This is a genomic window from Morganella psychrotolerans (genome assembly GCF_965118875.1).
In the GTDB taxonomy this organism is placed as follows: domain Bacteria; phylum Pseudomonadota; class Gammaproteobacteria; order Enterobacterales; family Enterobacteriaceae; genus Morganella; species Morganella psychrotolerans_C.
Genome location: NZ_CBCPJD010000010.1, coordinates 138,108 through 158,717, shown reverse-complemented (window position 1 = coordinate 158,717; position 20,610 = coordinate 138,108). Strand labels below are relative to the sequence as shown.

17 protein-coding genes are annotated in these 20,610 nt (G+C 51.5%); 15 read left to right on the top strand and 2 right to left on the bottom strand.

What is annotated here, in order from left to right; all coding sequences use genetic code 11:
* The first annotated feature begins 19 nt into the window (after positions 1-19).
* A complete protein-coding gene (locus ACMHKJ_RS11740; RefSeq protein WP_413494128.1) occupies positions 20-1,285 on the top strand; it encodes a GntP family permease in 1,266 nt (421 codons plus the stop codon).
* Between the two features lie 10 nt (positions 1,286-1,295).
* Positions 1,296-2,459: a glycerate kinase gene (locus ACMHKJ_RS11735; protein WP_413494126.1), complete on the top strand. Its 1,164-nt coding sequence runs from the start codon at positions 1,296-1,298 to the stop codon at positions 2,457-2,459.
* Between the two features lie 160 nt (positions 2,460-2,619).
* Here ACMHKJ_RS11735 and ACMHKJ_RS11730 read toward each other — a convergent pair whose 3' ends face one another.
* The gene (locus tag ACMHKJ_RS11730; protein WP_413494124.1) at positions 2,620-3,450 is read right to left on the bottom strand and encodes a hypothetical protein; all 831 of its coding nucleotides are present in this window, start codon (positions 3,448-3,450) and stop codon (positions 2,620-2,622) included.
* A 532-nt stretch (positions 3,451-3,982) separates the two neighbouring features.
* Between ACMHKJ_RS11730 and ACMHKJ_RS11725 the strand changes: the two genes are divergently transcribed.
* The 5 genes from ACMHKJ_RS11725 to livF are packed head-to-tail and all read left to right on the top strand — an operon-like array spanning position 3,983 to position 8,816.
* Positions 3,983-5,095, top strand: a complete 1,113-nt coding sequence (locus ACMHKJ_RS11725) for a branched-chain amino acid ABC transporter substrate-binding protein (protein ID WP_413494122.1) — start codon at positions 3,983-3,985, stop codon at positions 5,093-5,095.
* Between the two features lie 46 nt (positions 5,096-5,141).
* The gene (gene livH, locus ACMHKJ_RS11720; protein WP_413494120.1) at positions 5,142-6,068 is read left to right on the top strand and encodes a high-affinity branched-chain amino acid ABC transporter permease LivH; all 927 of its coding nucleotides are present in this window, start codon (positions 5,142-5,144) and stop codon (positions 6,066-6,068) included.
* Entirely contained in the window at positions 6,065-7,348 is a 1,284-nt protein-coding gene (locus tag ACMHKJ_RS11715) for a high-affinity branched-chain amino acid ABC transporter permease LivM (RefSeq protein ID WP_413494119.1), read from the top strand. The genes livH and ACMHKJ_RS11715 overlap by 4 nt, the downstream gene beginning before the upstream one ends.
* Positions 7,345-8,115: a high-affinity branched-chain amino acid ABC transporter ATP-binding protein LivG gene (gene livG / locus ACMHKJ_RS11710; protein WP_413494117.1), complete on the top strand. Its 771-nt coding sequence runs from the start codon at positions 7,345-7,347 to the stop codon at positions 8,113-8,115. Before ACMHKJ_RS11715 ends, livG begins: the two co-directional genes overlap by 4 nt.
* A complete protein-coding gene (livF, locus tag ACMHKJ_RS11705) occupies positions 8,115-8,816 on the top strand; it encodes a high-affinity branched-chain amino acid ABC transporter ATP-binding protein LivF (RefSeq protein ID WP_413494116.1) in 702 nt (233 codons plus the stop codon). Before livG ends, livF begins: the two co-directional genes overlap by 1 nt.
* A gap of 5 nt (positions 8,817-8,821) precedes the next feature.
* On the opposite strand, the gene ACMHKJ_RS11700 is transcribed toward livF, so the two are convergent.
* Positions 8,822-9,661 (bottom strand): tetratricopeptide repeat protein, encoded by an 840-nt coding sequence (locus ACMHKJ_RS11700; protein ID WP_413494114.1) that lies wholly within the window; start codon positions 9,659-9,661, stop codon positions 8,822-8,824.
* 551 nt (positions 9,662-10,212) lie between these two features.
* Between ACMHKJ_RS11700 and ACMHKJ_RS11695 the strand changes: the two genes are divergently transcribed.
* From ACMHKJ_RS11695 to ACMHKJ_RS11660, 8 genes are all read left to right on the top strand, one after another.
* Positions 10,213-10,989, top strand: a complete 777-nt coding sequence (locus ACMHKJ_RS11695) for a tetratricopeptide repeat protein (protein WP_413494112.1) — start codon at positions 10,213-10,215, stop codon at positions 10,987-10,989.
* A 161-nt stretch (positions 10,990-11,150) separates the two neighbouring features.
* A complete protein-coding gene (gene kdpF / locus ACMHKJ_RS11690) occupies positions 11,151-11,240 on the top strand; it encodes a K(+)-transporting ATPase subunit F (protein ID WP_067366813.1) in 90 nt (29 codons plus the stop codon).
* Positions 11,240-12,922 carry a potassium-transporting ATPase subunit KdpA gene (gene kdpA / locus ACMHKJ_RS11685; protein WP_413494111.1) on the top strand — a complete coding sequence of 561 codons (1,683 nt, stop codon included), beginning with the start codon at positions 11,240-11,242 and terminating at the stop codon, positions 12,920-12,922. The genes kdpF and kdpA overlap by 1 nt, the downstream gene beginning before the upstream one ends.
* A gap of 16 nt (positions 12,923-12,938) precedes the next feature.
* Positions 12,939-14,987, top strand: a complete 2,049-nt coding sequence (kdpB, locus tag ACMHKJ_RS11680) for a potassium-transporting ATPase subunit KdpB (protein WP_413494109.1) — start codon at positions 12,939-12,941, stop codon at positions 14,985-14,987.
* Between the two features lie 9 nt (positions 14,988-14,996).
* Positions 14,997-15,587 (top strand): potassium-transporting ATPase subunit KdpC, encoded by a 591-nt coding sequence (gene kdpC / locus ACMHKJ_RS11675; RefSeq protein ID WP_413494107.1) that lies wholly within the window; start codon positions 14,997-14,999, stop codon positions 15,585-15,587.
* A 15-nt stretch (positions 15,588-15,602) separates the two neighbouring features.
* Positions 15,603-18,290, top strand: a complete 2,688-nt coding sequence (gene kdpD / locus ACMHKJ_RS11670; RefSeq protein ID WP_413494105.1) for a two-component system sensor histidine kinase KdpD — start codon at positions 15,603-15,605, stop codon at positions 18,288-18,290.
* A complete protein-coding gene (kdpE, locus tag ACMHKJ_RS11665) occupies positions 18,287-18,970 on the top strand; it encodes a two-component system response regulator KdpE (RefSeq protein ID WP_413494104.1) in 684 nt (227 codons plus the stop codon). The genes kdpD and kdpE overlap by 4 nt, the downstream gene beginning before the upstream one ends.
* Positions 18,971-19,196: 226 nt before the next feature.
* On the top strand, positions 19,197-20,537 hold the full coding sequence (locus ACMHKJ_RS11660; protein ID WP_413494102.1) for an anaerobic C4-dicarboxylate transporter: 1,341 nt from the start codon (positions 19,197-19,199) through the stop codon (positions 20,535-20,537).
* Positions 20,538-20,610 lie beyond the last annotated feature (73 nt).

The window sequence follows — 20,610 nt, the reverse complement described above, 5'->3', positions numbered from 1 at the left end:
TTACCGGAGGGGACTGCTCATGGTGACAGTTTCAGCATTGGGCGCAATGGTTGCGCTGGTTGTGGCAATAGGGTTAATACTTAAAAAGGTACCGCCGGTTTACGGGATGATGGCGGGCGCACTGGCCGGAGGGCTGGTTGGCGGGGCTGATCTGATACAGACAGTGACGCTGATGGTGACCGGCGCACAGGGTATAACCAATGCTGTGCTGCGTATTCTTGCCGCCGGTATTCTGGCGGGGGTTCTGATTGAGTCAGGTGCGGCAAATACCATTGCGGAAACCATTGTCCGCAAAGTCGGTGAAAAGCGGGCATTGCTGGCATTGGCCGTCGCGACGCTGTTACTGACCGCTGTCGGCGTATTTATTGATGTTGCGGTGATTACCGTTTCACCGATTGCGCTGGCGATAGCACACCGCGCTGATCTCTCCAAAATGGCGATTTTGCTGGCAATGATTGGTGGCGGGAAAGCCGGTAACGTGATGTCACCGAACCCGAACACCATTGCGGCGGCGGATAACTTTAATGTGCCGCTCACTTCACTGATGGCGGCAGGGATTATCCCCGGGATTTTCGGGCTGATTGTTGCGTATTTCCTGGCGAAACGGCTGGTTCACCGTGGCTCTAAAGTGACAAAAGAAGAGTTGATTGTGACGCAGCACGGTGAATTACCGGGTTTCTGGGCATCCATGAGTGCGCCGTTGGTCGCGATTTTTCTGCTGTCACTGCGCCCGATTGCAGGGATCAGTGTTGATCCGCTGATCGCACTGCCGCTGGGCGGATTAACCGGGGCACTGATTATGGGGCGCATCCGTCAATCTAACCACTTTATCACCTCAGGTCTGAGCCGTATGGCACCGGTTGCGATTATGCTGCTGGGTACCGGAACACTGGCTGGTATTATCGCCAACTCCGGGTTAAAAGATGTATTGATTAACGGACTGACTGCCTCGGGGTTACCTGCCTATATGCTGGCACCGATTTCCGGGGCACTGATGTCGATGGCGACTGCCTCGACAACTGCTGGTACTGCGGTGGCATCTGCGGTATTCAGCTCCACACTGCTTGACCTTGGTGTGACAGCACTGGCTGGTGCGGCAATGGTTCACGCCGGTGCCGTGGTACTTGATCAGATGCCGCACGGCAGTTTCTTCCATGCCACGGGCGGTTGTGTGAATATGCAGGTGCATGAGCGTCTGAAGCTGCTGCCATACGAAACTTTGGTCGGGCTGGTGATAGCGATTGTTTCCACACTGATTTTCGGTGTCTTCGGATTTGGCGGTTAAAGGAGTAAGTATGAAAATAGTGATTGCACCGGATTCTTTTAAAGAGAGCCTGACCGCCATGCAGGTCGCAGATGCAGTGGAAGCTGGTTTTAAAATTATTTTCCCGGATGCGCAGTACATCAAATTGCCGATGGCGGATGGCGGGGAAGGAACGGTTGTCTCAATGATTGAGGCGACACAGGGAATTCTGAAAGAAGTGACAGTTACCGCCCCGCTGGGCAACAAAGTTACTGCGTTTTACGGGTTGTCCGGTGACGGTAAAACTGCTGTTATTGAAATGGCGGCGGCATCCGGTTTACATCTGGTGCCGGCGGCACAGCGTGATCCGCGTATCACCACAACATTCGGCACCGGGGAACTGATTCTGGCGGCGCTGGATGACGGCGCTGAAAAAATCATCCTCGGGATAGGCGGCAGTGCCACGAATGACGGCGGTGCAGGCATGATGCAGGCGCTGGGTGCGGTATTGCGTGATACTCAGGGCTATTCTTTATCATTTGGCGGCAGTGCGCTGGCATCTCTGGCGTCAGTGGATATGCGGGCACTTGATCCGCGCCTGTCGCTGACTGAATTTGTCGTTGCCTGTGATGTCAATAATCCGCTGTGCGGACCAAAGGGCGCATCTGCCACTTTCGGACCGCAGAAAGGGGCAACACCTGATGTTGTCACCGAACTGGACGCTGCACTGCACCATTATGGTGAAATCATTGAATCTCTGACCGGAAAATCAGTGATTGATGTCGCGGGAGCCGGTGCGGCAGGTGGCATGGGTGTTCCGCTGATGGCGTGGCTGGATGCTAAAATGCAGCCCGGCATAGAGATGGTTATCGAAACATTGGATCTGCACAGTGTGGTACAGGGCGCAGATTTGGTTATCACCGGTGAAGGGCGCATGGACAGCCAGACCATCCACGGGAAAACCCCGGTGGGTGTTGCGCGGGTGGCGAAAGCCTGCGGTATACCGGTTATCGCACTGGTCGGTGGTATGAGTGATGATTATGCGGTAGTGCATGACCACGGTATTGACGCGGTTTTCTCTGTTGTCCGTGGTATCAGTTCTCAGGAAGATGCACTGGCGCAGGCGGCTCAGAATGTTGAGGTGACCGCCCGTAATGTGGCTGCCGTCCTGGCAATGAAAATATCCCCGTCATACTTCAGGATGCCCGGGTGTTGACCGCACTCAGCCCGCCGGGTTACATACTGATGTATGCTCCCCGGCGGTCTTCGCTTGTCGCCTACAGGCATCCCGAATTATTTAGGGTATATACTCTTATTCATTCAAACTGCAGGTTCGTTGGCGGCTTCTTGAATGACATCGGGTATAAAATAGAGAGTCAATAATATTCGTAGCGGGATTCCAGTGTGATCCCGCTGCTCTGAATAGCGGCAGAATCCTGTAACTGAATTGCTTTAATCATGGTTTGTAATTCACAGTTTCCGTACTGATCCCATTTAAAACAGGTATAAGAGTAGGCGCTCTTGCCCCAGAATGTCGGCAATTTCTGGGTAATATTGATGACCTGCTTCTGATCGTTGTAGGCATATTCCTGCGTCATTACATTCGGCTGATCTTTCTCTGTCAGCAGGCCGTCATCGCTATAGCGGTAGATAGTGATCCGCGTTTCATCCCCTTCAGTCTCTTTTTCAGATGCCAGACGGTTTTCGTGATAACGATACCGGGTTTCTGTCTGCCAGGTATCACCTTCCGGTTTAATTTCATACGATTCTGTCAGGTGGGTTATCCGCTGGTCTGTATCCCGCCCGTAGTCCTGTCGGATAAGCGTGTTCAGCTGAGTATCTTCCGGGGTGCTGCTGTTGATAGTGAGCATGACCTGATCCGGAAATCCCGGAGCAACATGTGTGCTTTGGGTAATGGGCACCTGTCCTTCTTCCATCGCCATTTCACGGTATTCATAATCATATTGTGTGAGGGCTGCACAGGAATCAAACTGAATTTTTTCTTTCACCCAGAGGATAAGCCCCATGGAGCGGTAAGAGGTGGTACTGATTGATTTAACCGGACCGTGATACGCGGTACCGGTAACAATAAAGGTATTTTGTTGATTAATCGTGCGTGCGGTTTCATCACACTGAACCGGTGTGGCGGCATTACTGCTCAGCGGGATCGAAAAAAGGAGCGCGATCATGCTCATCATCTTATTCATGTGGCGGACCATTTCATCAGTACAATTTTAAAGGAAAACCCCAAACCGGATAAAATAAAGTAATTAATTAAATTTTATAAAAAATAATATCTACCCAACGTCATTCAAGATGCAGGCAGGCGGCAAGCTCCGACCGCCGGGGAGCATACATAAGTATGTGACCCGGCTGGCTTCATGCCGCCAACGAACCTGCAGTTTGAATGAATAAGGGTACTTCTCGTTTGAATCTAATAACAAATGTCACACAAAGCTATCGGAATAGTGAGGGAAAATTATTTTTTTACCGATGAATTTCCGCATTAAGTAGTCCGTAACGAATCATTAACCAGTTTATAACACTGTTGTTTGCCGGAAAAACACTCGGTTTTGACCGGATATTATTCTTCATATGATGCAATTATCTCCCTGTATGATTTGCTTTTCAGAATAAAAAGCCTGATTAATAACATGAAAATAAAGCATTAATTTATGTAATGCGCGTAATTTACTGATTTTGCGGTCACTCAGCAGATAACCGACGGGGATATTTCCGATGAATAAAAAAATGAAAACAGCAATCATTGCCGGGGCAGTCTCTTGCGCACTGAGTGCAACGGTATATGCAGAAGATATTAATGTTGCGGTTGTGGGGGCAATGTCCGGTCCGGTTGCGCAATACGGCGACATGGAATTTACCGGTGCGCGCCAGGCCGTTGAGGATATTAATGCCAAAGGCGGCATCAATGGTAATAAGCTGGTTATCAAAGAATATGATGATGCCTGCGATCCGAAACAGGCCGTTGCGGTTGCCAATAAAGTCATTAATGACGGCATGCGCTATGTTATCGGGCACCTCTGCTCCTCTTCCACTCAGCCGGCATCCGATATTTATGAAGATGAAGGGATCCTGATGATCACCCCTGCGGCAACCAATGCGGACTTAACCACTCGTGGTTACTCTCTGATCATGCGCACCACAGGGCTGGATTCCGACCAGGGACCGACTGCCGCGAAATACATTATGAATAACATCAAACCTCAGCGCATTGCCGTTGTACATGATAAGCAGCAGTACGGCGAAGGGCTGGCGCGTTCAGTTAAAGAGAGCCTGAACAAAGCCGGTGTGAAAGAGGTACTGTTTGAAGGTGTGACCGCAGGGGATAAAGATTTCTCCGCGCTGGTTGCCCGCCTGAAGAAAGAGAATGTCGATTTCGTCTATTTCGGCGGCTATTACCCGGAAATGGGGCAGATTTTACGTCAGGCAAAACAGAACGGGCTGAATATCCGCTTTATGGGGCCGGAAGGCGTGGGGAACTCCTCACTTTCTAATATTGCAGGAGATGCCTCAGAGGGCATGCTGGTGACACTGCCGAAACGCTATGACCAGGTTCCTGCGAACAAACCGGTTGTTGACGCACTGAGTGCGAAAAAACTGGATGCATCAGGGCCGTTTATCTGGACAACCTACGCGGCACTGCAATCCCTGACTACGGCAATGACCCGCAGCGGCAGTATGGAGCCGGCTGATCTCGCGGCTGACCTGAAAGCAAAACCGGTTGAAACGGTGATGGGCGAACTGAGCTGGACACCAAACGGCGACCTGAAAGGGTTCGAATTCGGCGTATTTGAGTGGCACAAAGACGGAACATCTTCACCGCTGAACTGATCCGCCGCAGTAACTTATGCAGGCCGTGTATTTCAGGGAGTGCGCTATGTCAGAACAATTATTATATTTTACGCAGCAATTATTGAACGGATTAACGCTGGGAAGCACTTACGCTCTGATCGCTATCGGTTATACGATGGTGTACGGCATTATCGGCATGATCAACTTTGCTCACGGTGAAGTTTATATGATCGGCAGTTACGTCTCGTTTATCGTGATTGCCGGTCTGATGATGCTGGGGATTGATGTCGGCTGGTTGCTGATAACCGCCGCATTTATTACCGCGATTGTGATTTCATCGGCTTACGGCTGGAGTATCGAACGGGTCGCATACCGGCCTGTTCGTCACTCAAAGCGGCTGATCGCGCTGATTTCGGCAATAGGAATGTCCATTTTTCTTCAGAACTTTGTCAGTCTGTCACAAGGCTCGCGTGATCTCGCGCTGCCCGGGCTGATTGAGGGGCGCTGGACACTGGGTGAGAGCGGTGGATTCGCCGCGACTGTCTCTGCCATGCAGATAACTATCTGGGCAGTGACTGTGCTGGCGATGCTGGCGCTGACCCTGTTTATCCGCTATTCCCGAATGGGACGGGCGTGCCGTGCCTGCGCGGAAGATCTGAAAATGGCAGGATTGCTCGGGATCAATACCGATCGCGTGATCGCGCTGACCTTTGTGATCGGCGCGGCAATGGCGGCGGTCGCCGGAGTTCTGCTGGGGCAGTTCTATGGCGTGATCAATCCGTACATTGGTTTTATGGCCGGTATGAAAGCCTTTACCGCAGCCGTTCTCGGCGGGATCGGCAGTATTCCCGGAGCCATGATCGGCGGGCTGATCCTGGGTGTTTCTGAAGCGATGACCTCTGCGTATTTCAGTACGGAATACAAAGACGTGGTTTCATTCAGCTTGCTGATTCTTGTGCTGCTGGTGATGCCTACCGGGATTTTAGGGCGTCCGGAGGTTGAAAAAGTATGACAAAATCTCACTGGGTAAACGCCATTATCGCCACTGTGACGCTGTTTGTGCTCGCCTCGGTCATGATGGGGCTGCAACTGTCACTCGACGGCACACAGCTTATTGTGCGCAACGCTGACAGTATCCGCTGGGAGTGGATCGGCATTGGCTGTGTGATTGTCTTTATTTTTCAGCTGGTGCGCCCGTCATTGAAGCAACTGACAGCACGCCTGCCGAAAAAAAACTGGATGCTGCCGGACTTTGACGGCTCCACAACATCCCAAAAAATTATTGCCGGGCTGATTATTGCCGCCGCCATTATCTGGCCGTTCATTGTTTCACGCGGCAGTGTGGACATCGCTACCTTAACACTGATTTATGTGATGCTCGGCCTCGGGCTGAATGTGGTGGTCGGGCTGTCCGGGCTGCTGGTGCTGGGCTATGCGGGTTTTTATGCTATCGGCGCTTACACCTACGGGCTGATGAATCACTATTTCGGCTGGGGATTCTGGCAGAGCCTGCCGCTGGCAGGCATTGTTGCGGCACTCTCCGGATTGCTGCTCGGCTTCCCGGTGTTGAGGTTGCGGGGGGATTATCTGGCGATTGTCACCCTCGGATTCGGGGAAATTGTCCGTATTCTGCTGCTGAATAATACTGAATTTACCGGCGGGCCTAACGGGATCAGTCAGATCCCGAAACCCACTCTGTTCGGGCTGGAATTTGGCAGAACCGCCAAAGAGGGTGGCTGGGATACTTTCCATAATTTCTTTGGTCTGGCGTATGACCCGGCATATCGCATTATTTTCCTCTATCTGGTGGCGCTGCTGCTGGTTATTATCACCTTATTTATTATTAACAGGTTACTGCGCATGCCGATGGGACGTGCCTGGGAAGCATTGCGCGAAGATGAAATTGCCTGCCGCTCCTTAGGGCTAAGCCCGACACGCATTAAACTAACGGCGTTCACTATCAGTGCTGCCTTTGCCGGTATTGCCGGAACCTTGTTTGCCGCACGCCAGGGGTTTATCAGTCCTGAATCTTTCACCTTTGCGGAATCCGCCTTTGTGCTGGCGGTTGTGGTGCTGGGCGGTATGGGATCACAAACCTCCGTTATTCTTGCGGCGGTGATCCTCGTGGTTTCCCGTGAAATGATGCGGGATCTGAACGCCTACAGCATGTTGCTGCTCGGCGCACTGATGGTACTGATGATGGTCTGGCGTCCACAGGGATTATTGCCGATGTCACGTCCGCACCTGAAAATCCGCACCGGCTCTGCTGAAAAAACCGGGGGCGCGCAATGACAGACACATTATTACAGGTGTCAGACCTGACGATGCGCTTCGGCGGATTACTGGCGGTAAACCAGGTTTCACTGCACCTGAATAAGGGCGAGGTAGTCTCGCTTATCGGCCCGAATGGTGCCGGGAAAACTACTATTTTCAACTGTTTAACCGGGTTTTATAAACCGGCGGGCGGTGAAATCCTGCTGCGCGGTAAACCGGTACAGGGCTTATCCGGGCAGGCTATCGCAAAGCGCGGGATGATCCGTACTTTTCAGCATGTGCGCCTGTTTAAAGAAATGACGGTGATTGAAAACCTGCTGGTGGCACAGCATCAGCACCACAAAAGCGGTTTGCTGGCAGGATTGCTGACCCTGCCGTCATTTCGCCGCGACCAGCGCGAAGCCATGGAAAATGCGGTTATGTGGCTGGAGCGCACCGGGCTTACCGCTATGGCAAACCGGCAGGCAGGAAACCTGGCGTATGGTCAGCAGCGGCGGCTGGAAATCGCCCGCTGTATGGTGACCCGCCCGGATATTCTGATGTTGGATGAACCCGCCGCCGGGCTGAACCCGAAAGAAACAGACGATCTGGATGCACTGATTATTGAACTGCGCGCAAAGCACAACGTATCTGTATTATTGATTGAGCATGATATGAAACTGGTGATGGGCATTTCTGACCGGATCTATGTGGTAAACCAGGGAACACCGCTGGCAAACGGTACACCGGCTGAAATTCGTAATCATCCTGATGTGATCCGCGCGTATTTAGGGGAGGCGTATTAATGCTGGAATTTAATAATGTCAGCGCACAATACGGCAAAATTCAGGCGCTGCATCAGGTCAGTTTGTCAGTCAGTAAAGGGGAAATAGTCACCTTGATCGGCGCTAACGGCGCCGGGAAAACCACACTGCTCAGTACTTTGTGCGGGGAGCCACGGGCAACCGAAGGTGAGATCCGTTATAACGGAGAAGCGATTACGTCACTACCGACAGCACAGATTATGCGCAAAGATATTGCGCTGGTGCCGGAAGGGCGGCGGGTTTTCGGGCGTATGACAGTGGAAGAGAACCTGGCGATGGGCGGTTTTTTTGCCACTAAACCTCAATATCAGATGCGTATTGCACAGGTTTATGAACTCTTCCCGCGCCTTCAGGAGCGCCGTCATCAGCGGGCGGGAACAATGTCCGGCGGTGAACAGCAGATGCTGGCGATAGGGCGTGCGCTGATGAGCAGCCCGCAGCTACTTTTACTGGATGAACCGTCTCTGGGGCTTGCGCCCATCATTATCATGCAGATTTTTGACACTATCCGCGAGCTGCGGGACGCCGGGATGACGATTTTCCTGGTGGAGCAAAATGCAAACCAGGCGCTGAAACTGGCAGACAGAGGCTACGTGCTTGAAAACGGGCGGGTGGTGCTGGAAGATACCGGTCAGGCGCTGCTGGCGAACGAAGCCGTAAGAAGCGCCTACCTGGGGGGTTAACTGACTTATTTTACAGAAAAAATCTGACGGAATTTATCGCTCTCTTCTGTCAGATTTTTTGCCCACGGGCAGGCTTCCTGCTCACCGTTATCACATGACGCCCGCATCAGAGACACCCCTTTGTCATAATCCTGCGCCACGTCGTGTCCCTGCAAATACATCATTGAAAGATAAAACTGTGCCGCACCATGTGACTGAAGCGCCGCTTTTTCATAAAAATGGCGGGCAATGGCGCAATTATTACCTTCGCATCCTTTTCCGCCGTAATACATCACGCCAAGCTGATAAAGCGCATCGGGCTGATCTTGTGCGGCTGCTTTCTCAAACCAGGTTCTGGCTTTGCTGATATCCTGTTTAACTCCCCAGGCATGCAGATACATCATACCCAGCTGATATTGTGCAACCGCGATATTTTGCCGTGCCGCTTTCTCAAACCAGTAGCGGGCATGTACAATATTATTGTTTTTTTTATCATTTAAATCAGCTAAATGAAGATAAACATTGCCCAGATTGGTTTGTGCGGGTGCATATTGTTGTGTTGCGGCCTTTTCAAACCAGACTTTCGCCTGCATCAGTGAATCCGGGGACTGGTCGGTAAGCAGAAGCAGTTTACCGAGGGCATTTTGCGCATAAGGGCTATTCTGCGCTGCCGCTTTTTTGAACCAATATTCTGCCTGTACCGTCTCTTTTTGTGCCAGATAATCATCCGCTAATTTTATCTGAGCGGTAATATTACCGCTCAGGGCGGCGGCTTCCTGCTGTTTTACCGGGGACGGTTGTGCGTTAAGAGGGGAAGTAAAAAAAAGTGCGGTACAAAATAATCCTGCTGCGATAGCGATTCTCATTGCATATTCCATAAGCATTTCATGAATTAATATAATGTACAGGCAACTTATACTTATATCCTTATTCATTCAGACTGCCGGTTAATCAGCAGCACCTGACCTGTATTCTGAATGACGCAGGGTATATATAACGCTGCATATTATTACCAAATAAAAATAAAAAAATTGTTGTTCATCATAAAATTCGTATTCCGGGAGTGTTAATCAGTTAGATTACCTTCAGTATTGCCATCTTAATTGAATTTAATTTCAATATCTTTAAGTAATTCATGTATAATATTTATTTTTAGCGGGTATCTAAGTTTTAAAAGATCAATAATAATAGTACGGTGATCTCGACTTTTTATCTGTGTTTATGTTTCAATCATATTACATTATGTAATCCGGAATTATCCGGGTGATTGATATACCCTTATTTATTCAATTGCAGGCTTGTTGGCGGTATTTGGCTTACCGGTTCATGTGTTCTCTGTCCGGCTTCCCTTGCCGCCTGCCTGTATCCTGAGTAACTTAGGGTATATATTATTAAAGGTTGTACAGGGACAGTAAATATGAAAAACCTTAGTACCATAGTAAGTATATTTATTTCGCTGGTATTTATTCCACCTGCATTGGCAGAAAAAAATTATGATTGGGCTGATGCCTTATTAGCGGATTCAACCGGGCGTATTACGCCACCGGATTATCGGGCTATCCGTGTTTTATTTCAGCAATCCCTTGATACCGGCTATATTCCGGCAAACGGTAAATTAGGGGATATTTATCAGTATGGCTATGGTGTGAAACGCTCACCGGAAAAAGCCTTTGGCTACTATCAGGCGGGTGCTGCCGGTCGTGATGCGTATTCGATGTTCCGTCTGGGTGTGGCGTATGAAGAGGGTGCCGGTACACAAGAGGATGTGGTGAAAGGTCGTCAGTATATCAATGATGCGCTGGCTATTTTTCTGCAACAGGCAGCCGGCGGCGATGCACAGTCACAGTTTTTTGTCGGCATGCAATATACCGCCGGACGGTATTTGCCGCAGAGTGATAAAAATGCACTGGCGCTATTTTTAAAAGCAGCAGAGCAAAACCATCGTCAGAGCCTCCTTGTCATGGGAAAGTATTATAATACTGAAGTGGACGATATAGGTCAGGCAACGGAATATTATAATAAAGCTATCGTACAGGGTGAGTTTCAGGCGTATGTGGATCTCGGTGCTTATTATTTTTATATCGATCCGGAAAAGAGCCATGATTATTTTCAGAAAGGGTGCGATCACGATATCGCGCTGGCCTGTAAAAACCTGACTGCGGTTGACGAGTATATTGCCAAACACACTGAATAATAATGATTTTTCTCCGTTTCCCTGAACCGCCCGGTATATGTTTACCGGGTGGTTTTGTATTTTTACACTTTTTTTATATCTTCCCCCCTGAATTTTGCAACATCTTTGCACCCCGTTTCTTAAACTACATCCTGAATAACTCACAAGTGTAAGGATTAATTATGAGTCTGGGTTTTATCGCGGGTCTTGCCGGCACGATCCTGCTTTTGGCATATCTGCTCTATGCCTTAATTAATGCGGAGAAATTCTGATGGCAGCGAATGCATTTTTACTCATTGCCGGGTTTCTGATTGTCTTGCTGATATCGGCAAAATTACTCAGCCATGTCCTGGTGCGCTTTATTGATGGCGCACCTTTACCGGTTATCGGGCGCGTGGAAAGAACCTTGTGGCGGTTTGCGGGAATACGTAATGAAGAGATGCGCTGGCAGCGTTATCTGACCGCACTGTTGTTGTTCAATGGTCTTGGTTTGGTTCTGCTGATGGCTATCCTGATGTTACAGGCAGACTTACCGCTTAATCCGCGTCACTTCCCGGGAATGTCATGGGATCTGGCGCTGAATACGGCGGTAAGTTTTGTGACCAACACGAACTGGCAGTCATACAGCGGGGAATCTACCGTCAGCTATTTCAGTCAGATGGCGGGGCTGACAGTTCAGAATTTCCTGTCTGCGGCAACCGGGATCGCCGTGGCTTTTGCGCTGATCCGCGCACTGTGCCGCCACAATGTGCAAACCCTCGGTAATGCGTGGGTCGATCTCACCCGGATCACACTGTGGTTGCTGTTACCCCTTTCAGTGATTATTGCGCTATTTTTTATCTCTCAGGGTGTTATCCAGAATTTTCATGATTATCAGATGATTATCACGCCTGAAGGCGCACAGCAGATATTGCCGATGGGACCGGTTGCTTCCCAGGAAGCGATCAAACTCCTTGGAACTAACGGCGGCGGCTTCTTTGGTGCGAACTCCGCACATCCGTTTGAAAACCCGACTGCGCTGACTAACTTTGTGCAGATGCTGGCTATCTTTCTGATCCCCGCAGCCCTCTGTTTTTCCTTCGGACGCTGTACCGGAAACCCGCGCCAGGGTCTGACTCTGCTGGTCGCAATGAGCATTGTGTTTGTTGCTGCCGCGGCAGCCGTGATGTGGAGTGAAACGCAGGGCAACCCTGCATTTACCGCACTTGGTATCGACAGCGCCATTAATATGGAAGGCAAAGAGGCGCGTTTCGGTATTCTTGCGACAGGGCTGTTTGTGGCGGTGACAACCGCGGCATCCTGCGGGGCGGTGAACAGTATGCATGATTCACTGACGCCGCTCGGCGGATTGATCCCGCTGTGGCTGATGCAGATCGGCGAGGTGATTTTCGGCGGTGTCGGCGCAGGTTTCTACGGCATGATGCTGTTTGTGTTCCTTGCGGTCTTTATTGCCGGACTGATGATTGGGCGCACACCTGAATATCTCGGCAAAAAAATCGAAGTACGGGAGATGAAACTGACCGCACTTGCCATTCTGGTCACTCCTGCGCTGGTCTTGCTGGGCACGGCGCTGGCTCTGAGCACAGATGCCGGACGCGGTGCGGTTCTCAATCCCGGAGCACATGGTTTTACAGAAGTGCTCTATGCGTTGTCATCAGCATCGAACAATAACGGCAGCGCATTCGCCGGGTTAAGCACCAATACCCCGTTCTGGAACCTGTTACTGGCATTTTGTATGTTTGCCGGTCGTTTTGTGGTGATAGCACTGATTATGGCTCTGGCAGGTGCGTTGGTGAGAAAAACCGCTCAGACCGCCGGTGCCGGAACATTGCCGACAACCGGTGCGTTATTTACCGGGCTATTGATTGCCGCGATTTTACTGATCGGTGCGCTGACGTTTGTTCCCGCACTGGCGCTTGGTCCGGTGGCGGAATTTCTGGCTGTATTTAAGTGATTGACGGGAGAAGACAATGAGTCGTCAGACACAGCGTTTATTTGAACCAAAGCTGGTGAAACAGGCGTTACCGGAGACATTCAGAAAACTGTCCCCGGTGGTGCAGTGGCAGAATCCGGTAATGTTTATTGTCTGGTGCGGCAGTCTGTTAACCACACTGCTGGCTGCCGGTATGATGACCGGGCTTTTCAGCGGCAACGGGGCATTCACACTTACTATCGCTCTGTGGTTATGGTTTACCGTGTTGTTTGCGAATTTTGCAGAAGCGCTGGCGGAAGGGCGCAGCAGAGCACAGGCAGACAGCCTGAAAGGCATGAAAAAAACCAGCCGGGCACGGAAATTGCGTTCTGCTGAGCGCGACAGTGAATATGAAACTGTCTCGGCAGATACCTTACGCAAAGGGGATCTGGTGCTGGTGGAAGCGGGTGATCTGATCCCGTGCGACGCTACAGTACTGGAGGGCGGTGCATCCGTGGATGAGAGTGCGATTACCGGCGAATCTGCGCCTGTGATCCGCGAGTCCGGCGGGGATTTCTCCTCTGTTACCGGCGGCACACGGATCTTATCGGACTGGTTGATCATTGAGTGCAGTGCAAACCCGGGAGACAGTTTCCTGGATCGCATGATAAGCATGGTGGAAGGTGCGAAGCGCAGTAAAACGCCGAATGAAATCGCCCTGACTATTTTGCTGTCGGCACTGAGTATTGTCTTTTTGTTGGCGGTGGCAACACTGTGGCCGTTTACAGAGTTCGCCGGTCATGCCGTCAGCCTCACGGTGATGATAGCACTGCTGGTGTGTCTGATCCCGACCACTATCAGCGGGCTGTTATCAGCCATTGGTGTGGCGGGTATGAGCCGGATGCTGGCAGCGAATGTGATTGCCACCAGCGGACGCGCTGTGGAAGCCGCCGGAGATGTGGATGTGCTGCTGCTGGATAAAACCGGGACTATTACCCTGGGAAACCGCCAGGCATCAGACTTTCTGGCAGCCCCGGGCGTGGATGAACGCACACTGGCAGATGCGGCACAACTGGCATCGCTGGCAGATGAAACCCCGGAAGGGCGCAGTATTGTGGTACTGGCAAAGCAGCGTTTTAATATGCGGGCGCGTGATCTTGCCGGTCTGAAAGCCACCTTTATTCCGTTTACCGCACAAACGCGCATGAGCGGGATCAATGTGGACGGGCGGACTATCCGTAAAGGCTCTGTGGATGCTATCCGTCGCTATATTGAGGTCAATCACGGCCATTTCCCGGCGCAGGTCGACAAACTGGTGGAAGAGGTTGCGCGTCAGGGCGGCACGCCGCTGGTGGTGGCGGAAGAACACCGCGTGCTGGGTGTTATCGCACTGAAAGATATTGTCAAAGGCGGGATCCGCGAACGCTTTGCACAGTTGCGCCAGATGGGGATCAAAACCGTGATGATCACCGGCGACAACCGGCTGACGGCGGCGGCGATTGCGGCAGAAGCGGGCGTCGATGATTTTCTTGCGCAGGCAACGCCGGAGGCCAAACTGGCACTGATCCGCCAGTATCAGAAAGAAGGGCGGCTGGTGGCAATGACCGGGGACGGTACCAATGATGCTCCGGCACTGGCGCAGGCCGATGTGGCGGTTGCTATGAACTCGGGGACTCAGGCAGCAAAAGAAGCCGGCAACATGGTGGATCTGGACTCCAATCCGACCAAACTGATTGAAGTGGTTCACATTGGTAAGCAGATGCTGATGACGCGCGGTTCGCTGACAACATTCAGTATTGCCAATGATATCGCCAAGTATTTTGCGATTATCCCGGCGGCATTTGCAGTGACTTATCCGCAACTGGATGCGCTCAATATTATGCGGCTGCATTCGCCGGATTCAGCCATATTAAGTGCGGTGATATTCAATGCCCTGATTATTATTGCGCTGATCCCGCTGGCACTGAAAGGTGTGCCGTATCATGCCCTGAGTGCAGCGGCAATGCTGCGCCGCAATCTGTGGATCTATGGAACGGGCGGATTAATCGTACCTTTTATCGGTATTAAATTGATTGATATGTTACTGACCCTGACAGGGTTAGTATAAGGATATGCAATGAGTCAGATACGTCCTGCAATCGTTATTTTTCTGGTTCTGGCGCTGGTCACCGGGGTATTTTATCCGCTGCTAACCACGACGCTGGGTGAGTGGTGGTTTGCCCGTCAGGCAAACGGCTCCCTGATTGATGTCAATGGTGAAGTAAAGGGCTCGGTACTGATTGGTCAGCAATTTACACAGCCCGGATATTTTCACGGGCGTCCGTCAGAAACGGCGGGCACACCTTATAATGCACAAAGCTCCGGCGGCAGTAATCTGAGCACCAATAATCCGGTACTGTTACAGCGTGTGGCTCAGCGGGCAGATGCATTACGGGCAGAAAACCCGGATGCCTCCCGTACCGTTCCGGTGGATCTGGTTACGGCGTCTGCCAGCGGATTGGATCCGGATGTTTCACCGCAGGCGGCTTACTGGCAGGCACCGCGTGTTGCCAACGCACGCGGAATGAGTGTGCCGGAGGTCAACGAATTGATCAGTGAAAATATCACTACGCCGGTTCCGGCATTTACCGGCGACCCGGTTGTGAATGTGCTGGAACTGAACCTGGCACTGGATGCACACATGGCAGCGCGTGCGCGCCTGAACTAACAGAAGGACTGCCCTATGCATGACGAGCCACTGCGTCCCGATCCTGATCAGTTACTGGCTCAGGTGACTGAGCGCCCGCGCGGGAAACTGAAGATTTTCTTCGGGGCCTGCGCGGGGGTAGGGAAAACCTATGCCATGCTGCAGGAGGCGCAGCGGCTGCATGAACAGGGCGTTGATGTGCTCGCCGGTGTGGTTGAAACGCACGGACGGCAGGAGACCGCCGCGCTGCTGACGGGGCTGCGGGTACTGCCGCTGAAAAAATATCAGTACCGCGGGCGGCAGGTCAGCGGGTTTGATCTGGATCGCGCCCTTGCCCTGCATCCGGCGGTGATCTTAATGGATGAGCTGGCGCACACGAACATTCCCGGCGCACGACACCCGAAACGCTGGCAGGATGTGGAAGAGCTGCTCAATGCCGGGATTGATGTACTCACCACGATCAATGTGCAGCATCTGGAAAGTCTCAATGACATTGTCGGCGGCGTCACCGGTGTTATTGTCCGTGAAACGGTGCCTGATCCGGTTTTTGATGGTGCAGATGAAATCGTACTGGTGGATTTGACCCCCGACGATCTTCTCACCCGTCTGCGGGAAGGGAAAGTCTATCTTCCTGCGCAGGCGGAGCGGGCAATTGAGCACTTTTTCCGTAAAGGCAACCTGATCGCCCTGCGCGAACTGGCATTGCGCCGGACAACGGATCGCGTTGATGAGCAGATGCAGGCATGGCGGGAGCGCCAGGGTCAGGAGAAAGTCTGGCATATCCGCGATGCTATTTTAGTGTGTCTGCGCCCGGCGGGCGGTAATGAAAAACTGATCCGCGCCGCCGCCCGGCTGGCGGCTAAACTGGGCAGCGACTGGCACGCTATTTTTGTTGAAACCTCAGCCCGCCATAAGTTGCCCGCACAGCAACGGCGCGGGATCTTAAATGCACTTTCGCTGGCACAGCAACTGGGCGCAACCACGGCGACACTGGCTGAGCCGGAAGAGAGCCGGGCGGTGATCCGCTATGCGCGGGAAAATAATCTCGGCAAAATCATGATCGGGCGGTATGTCCGCAAATACTGGTGGCAGCAGGATAAACTACCGGATCAACTCAGCCGCCTGGCGGCCGATCTTGATGTGGTCATGATAGCCCCGCGGGACAGACAGCCGGAAAATCAGAGCAAATACAGTGATAACCGTCCGTTTCTGGACAAACACAAAACAGACTTACAGGGCTGCATTGCGGCGGCACTGATTTGTGCCGTCACCACGATTTTGGCGCACCACTGGCTGATGGCGTTTGATAATGCCAACCTGGTGATGCTCTATATCCTGGGTGTGGTGGTTGTGGCGCGTTTTTACGGGCGCTGGCCGTCAGTATTTGCCACTGTGATCAATGTGGTCAGTTTTGATCTCTTTCTGATTAACCCTAAGGGTACACTGGCTGTCTCTGATATGCAGTATCTGCTCACCTTTGCCGTTATGATGACAGTCGGGCTGGTGATCGGCAGTCTGACGGCTGGTGTGCGCTACCAGGCACGGGTAGCGCGTTACCGCGAGCAGCGCACCTATCATCTGTATGAAATGTCAAAAGCACTGGCAACAGCGCGTGAGCGCGATGAAATCGCTACTGTCAGCTGTCACTTTATCAGCCACAGTTTCCATGCCCGCTGTGAAATTCTGCTGCCGGATGCGCAGGGCAATCTGACCCCCGCCGGGGTAAGACCGGGTGCAATTGCCTGGGATGAAGCGATCACCCGCTGGAGTTATGACAAAGGGCAGCCCGCCGGATGCGGCACCGGTACACTGCCCGGCGTGCCGTATCAGATCCTGCCGCTCAGCACGACAGAGAAAGTGCTCGGTGTGATCATTGTTGAGCCGTATAACCGCCGTCAGTTGCAGATACCCGAACAGCAAAGGCTGCTTGAGACGCTGATCCTGCTGGCGGCGGGTGCACTGGAGCGGCAGTCCCTGACTGAAAGTGAAGAGCAGGCGCGTCTGTTCAGTGAGCGGGAGCAGATACGCAACTCGTTGCTGGCGGCGCTGTCCCATGATTTACGGACGCCGCTGACCGTTCTGTTTGGTCAGGCGGAAATTCTGACATTGGATCTCACCAGTGAAGGATCGAAATATGCCTCACAGGCGATGGAGATCCGCCAGCACATTCTCAGCACCACGCGGCTGGTGAATAATCTGCTGGATATGGCGCGGATCCAGTCCGGTGGTTTTAATCTCAATAAAGAGTGGCTTCCGCTGGAAGAGGTGATCGGCAGCGCACTGATGATGCTCAAACCGCGTTTTAACACCGATGCGATTGAGATAGATCTCAATGATCCGATGCAGCTTATCTGTGCGGATGGTCCGTTGTTCGAGCGGGTCTTAATTAATCTGCTGGAAAATGCCATTAAATATGCCGGTATTCAGGCGCAGATCGGCATTCGTTCCCGTATGTCGGAAAACAGCATTGATATTGAAGTGTGGGATAACGGTCCCGGCATTCCGCCGGGGCAGGAAGCACGGATTTTTGATAAATTTTCCCGCGGACAGAAAGAATCGGCTATCCCCGGAGTCGGTCTGGGACTGGCGATTTGTCAGGCGATTGTTGATGTTCACGGCGGCACTATCTGCGCCGGAAACCGGGAGGGGGGTGGCGCAAGTTTCCATATACGTTTACCCTGTAAAGACCCGCCAATTATTGATGAGGCTGATAACCCATTGTGATCACCGTTTTAATTGTTGAAGATGAAAAAGGGATCCGCCGCCTGCTGCGTACTGCGCTGGAAGGGGATTCCCTGCGTGTTTTCGAAGCTGAGAATCTGACACGCGGGCTGGTGGAAGCTGCGAGCCGCAAACCGGATCTGGTGATCCTCGACCTGGGATTGCCTGATGGTGATGGTATTGAGTTTGTACAACAATTTCGCCAGTGGAGCTCAGTTCCGGTTCTGGTCCTTTCTGCCCGTGACGATGAGCATGATAAGATAGCCGCCCTCGATGCCGGGGCGGATGACTATATGACAAAACCCTTTGGTGTAGGGGAGTTACAGGCACGTCTGCGTGTTCTGATGCGCCGTTATCAGGGCAGTGAAAAAAATGATCCGGTGTATGAATTCGGGGATATCCGCGTGGATATTGCCGGACGTCAAATCAGCAAAGCCGGGGAAGAAGTGCATCTGACCCCGATTGAATTCCGCCTGCTGACCATTCTTATCAGCCACAGCGGTAAAGTGCTGACCCAGCGTTTTCTGCTCAATGAAGTGTGGGGCCCGAATTCAGTTGAACATGCGCATTATTTGCGTATTTATATGGGCCACCTGCGTCAGAAGCTGGAAACTGATCCGGCCCGTCCTCTGCATTTTATTACCGAAACCGGTATAGGTTATCGCTTTATATCTTCCTCCTGAATACATTTATTTTTCTGATTCTTTTACCTTCCTCACTGTTATGACAAAACTGTCTTTTTTCTGACAGATAACATCGTTTATATCAAAAAATAGTCATTTAGTGCGCCCTATAGTAAATCCATGAGTGTCAGACCAACGGATTTTTAAATGTCTGTACCCGACGTCATTCAGATTGCAGTCAACAAACCTGCGGTTTGAATGAATAAGGGTCTAAAAGGAGTTAGTTATGGATTTTGTGATCCAGCTTATTGTGGTGTTGATCTGTCTGTTTTACGGTGCACGAAAGGGGGGTATTGCGCTTGGGTTATTAGGCGGGATTGGTTTGGTTATACTGGTCTTTGTCTTCCATCTCAAACCGGGAAAACCCCCGGTGGATGTAATGCTGGTGATTATTGCGGTTGTTGCAGCTTCCGCAACATTACAGGCGTCCGGCGGACTGGATGTCATGCTCCAGATTGCTGAACGGTTGCTCAGACGTAACCCTAAGTATGTCTCAATTGTGGCACCATTTGTTACCTGTCTGCTGACCATTTTGTGCGGTACAGGGCACGTCGTGTATACCATTTTGCCGATTATTTATGATGTGGCGATTAAAAATAATATCCGTCCGGAAAGACCGATGGCGGCCAGTACGATAGGTTCCCAGATGGGAATAATTGCAAGCCCGGTGTCTGTCGCGGTGGTGTCATTAGTGGCGATGCTGGGGGATGTGACATTAAACGGAAAACATCTCGGGTTTGTTGATTTACTGGCGATTACTATTCCGTCGACACTTATCGGAATATTATGTATCGGGATATTCAGTTGGTTCCGTGGTAAAGATTTGGATAAAGACCCTGAGTTTCAGGAATTTATTTCCAAACCTGAAAATAAAGAATATGTGTATGGCGATACCGTCACATTGCTGGATAAGAAATTACCCCGCAGTAACTGGTTAGCGATGTGGATCTTTTTATCCTCTATTGCTGCTGTGGCGATGATGGGCGCATTTCCTGAACTACGACCTGTATTTGACGGAAAACCGCTCTCGATGGTACTGGTTATTCAAATCTTTATGCTGTTTGCCGGTGCGCTGATTATTATTTTCACCAAAACCAAACCTGCGTCTATTTCAAAAAATGAAGTATTTCGCTCAGGGATGATTGCGATTGTGGCGGTCTACGGTATTGCGTGGATGGCCGAAACCATGTTCGGCGCGCATCTGGATCAGATAAAAACAGTATTGGGTTCTCTGGTCACTGAATACCCGTGGGCATACGCGATTGTGTTGTTGCTGGTATCAAAGTTTGTAAACTCCCAGGCAGCGGCACTGGCGGCAATTGTCCCTGTTGCGCTGGCGATTGGTGTGAATCCGGCGTATATCGTGGCATCGGCACCGGCCTGTTATGGTTACTATATTCTGCCGACTTACCCGAGTGATCTCGCGGCTATCCAGTTTGACCGCTCCGGCACCACAAAAATAGGGCGGTTTGTGATTAACCACAGCTTTATTTTTCCGGGGCTGATTGGCGTGGGCGTTTCCTGTGTCTTCGGCTGGGTTTTTGCTGCAATGTACGGTTTTTTGTAATTATGAGTTATAACTTACTGATAACGGACATGTTTGTCCGTTATCAGTAGTTTCACACATTCGTTATATTATG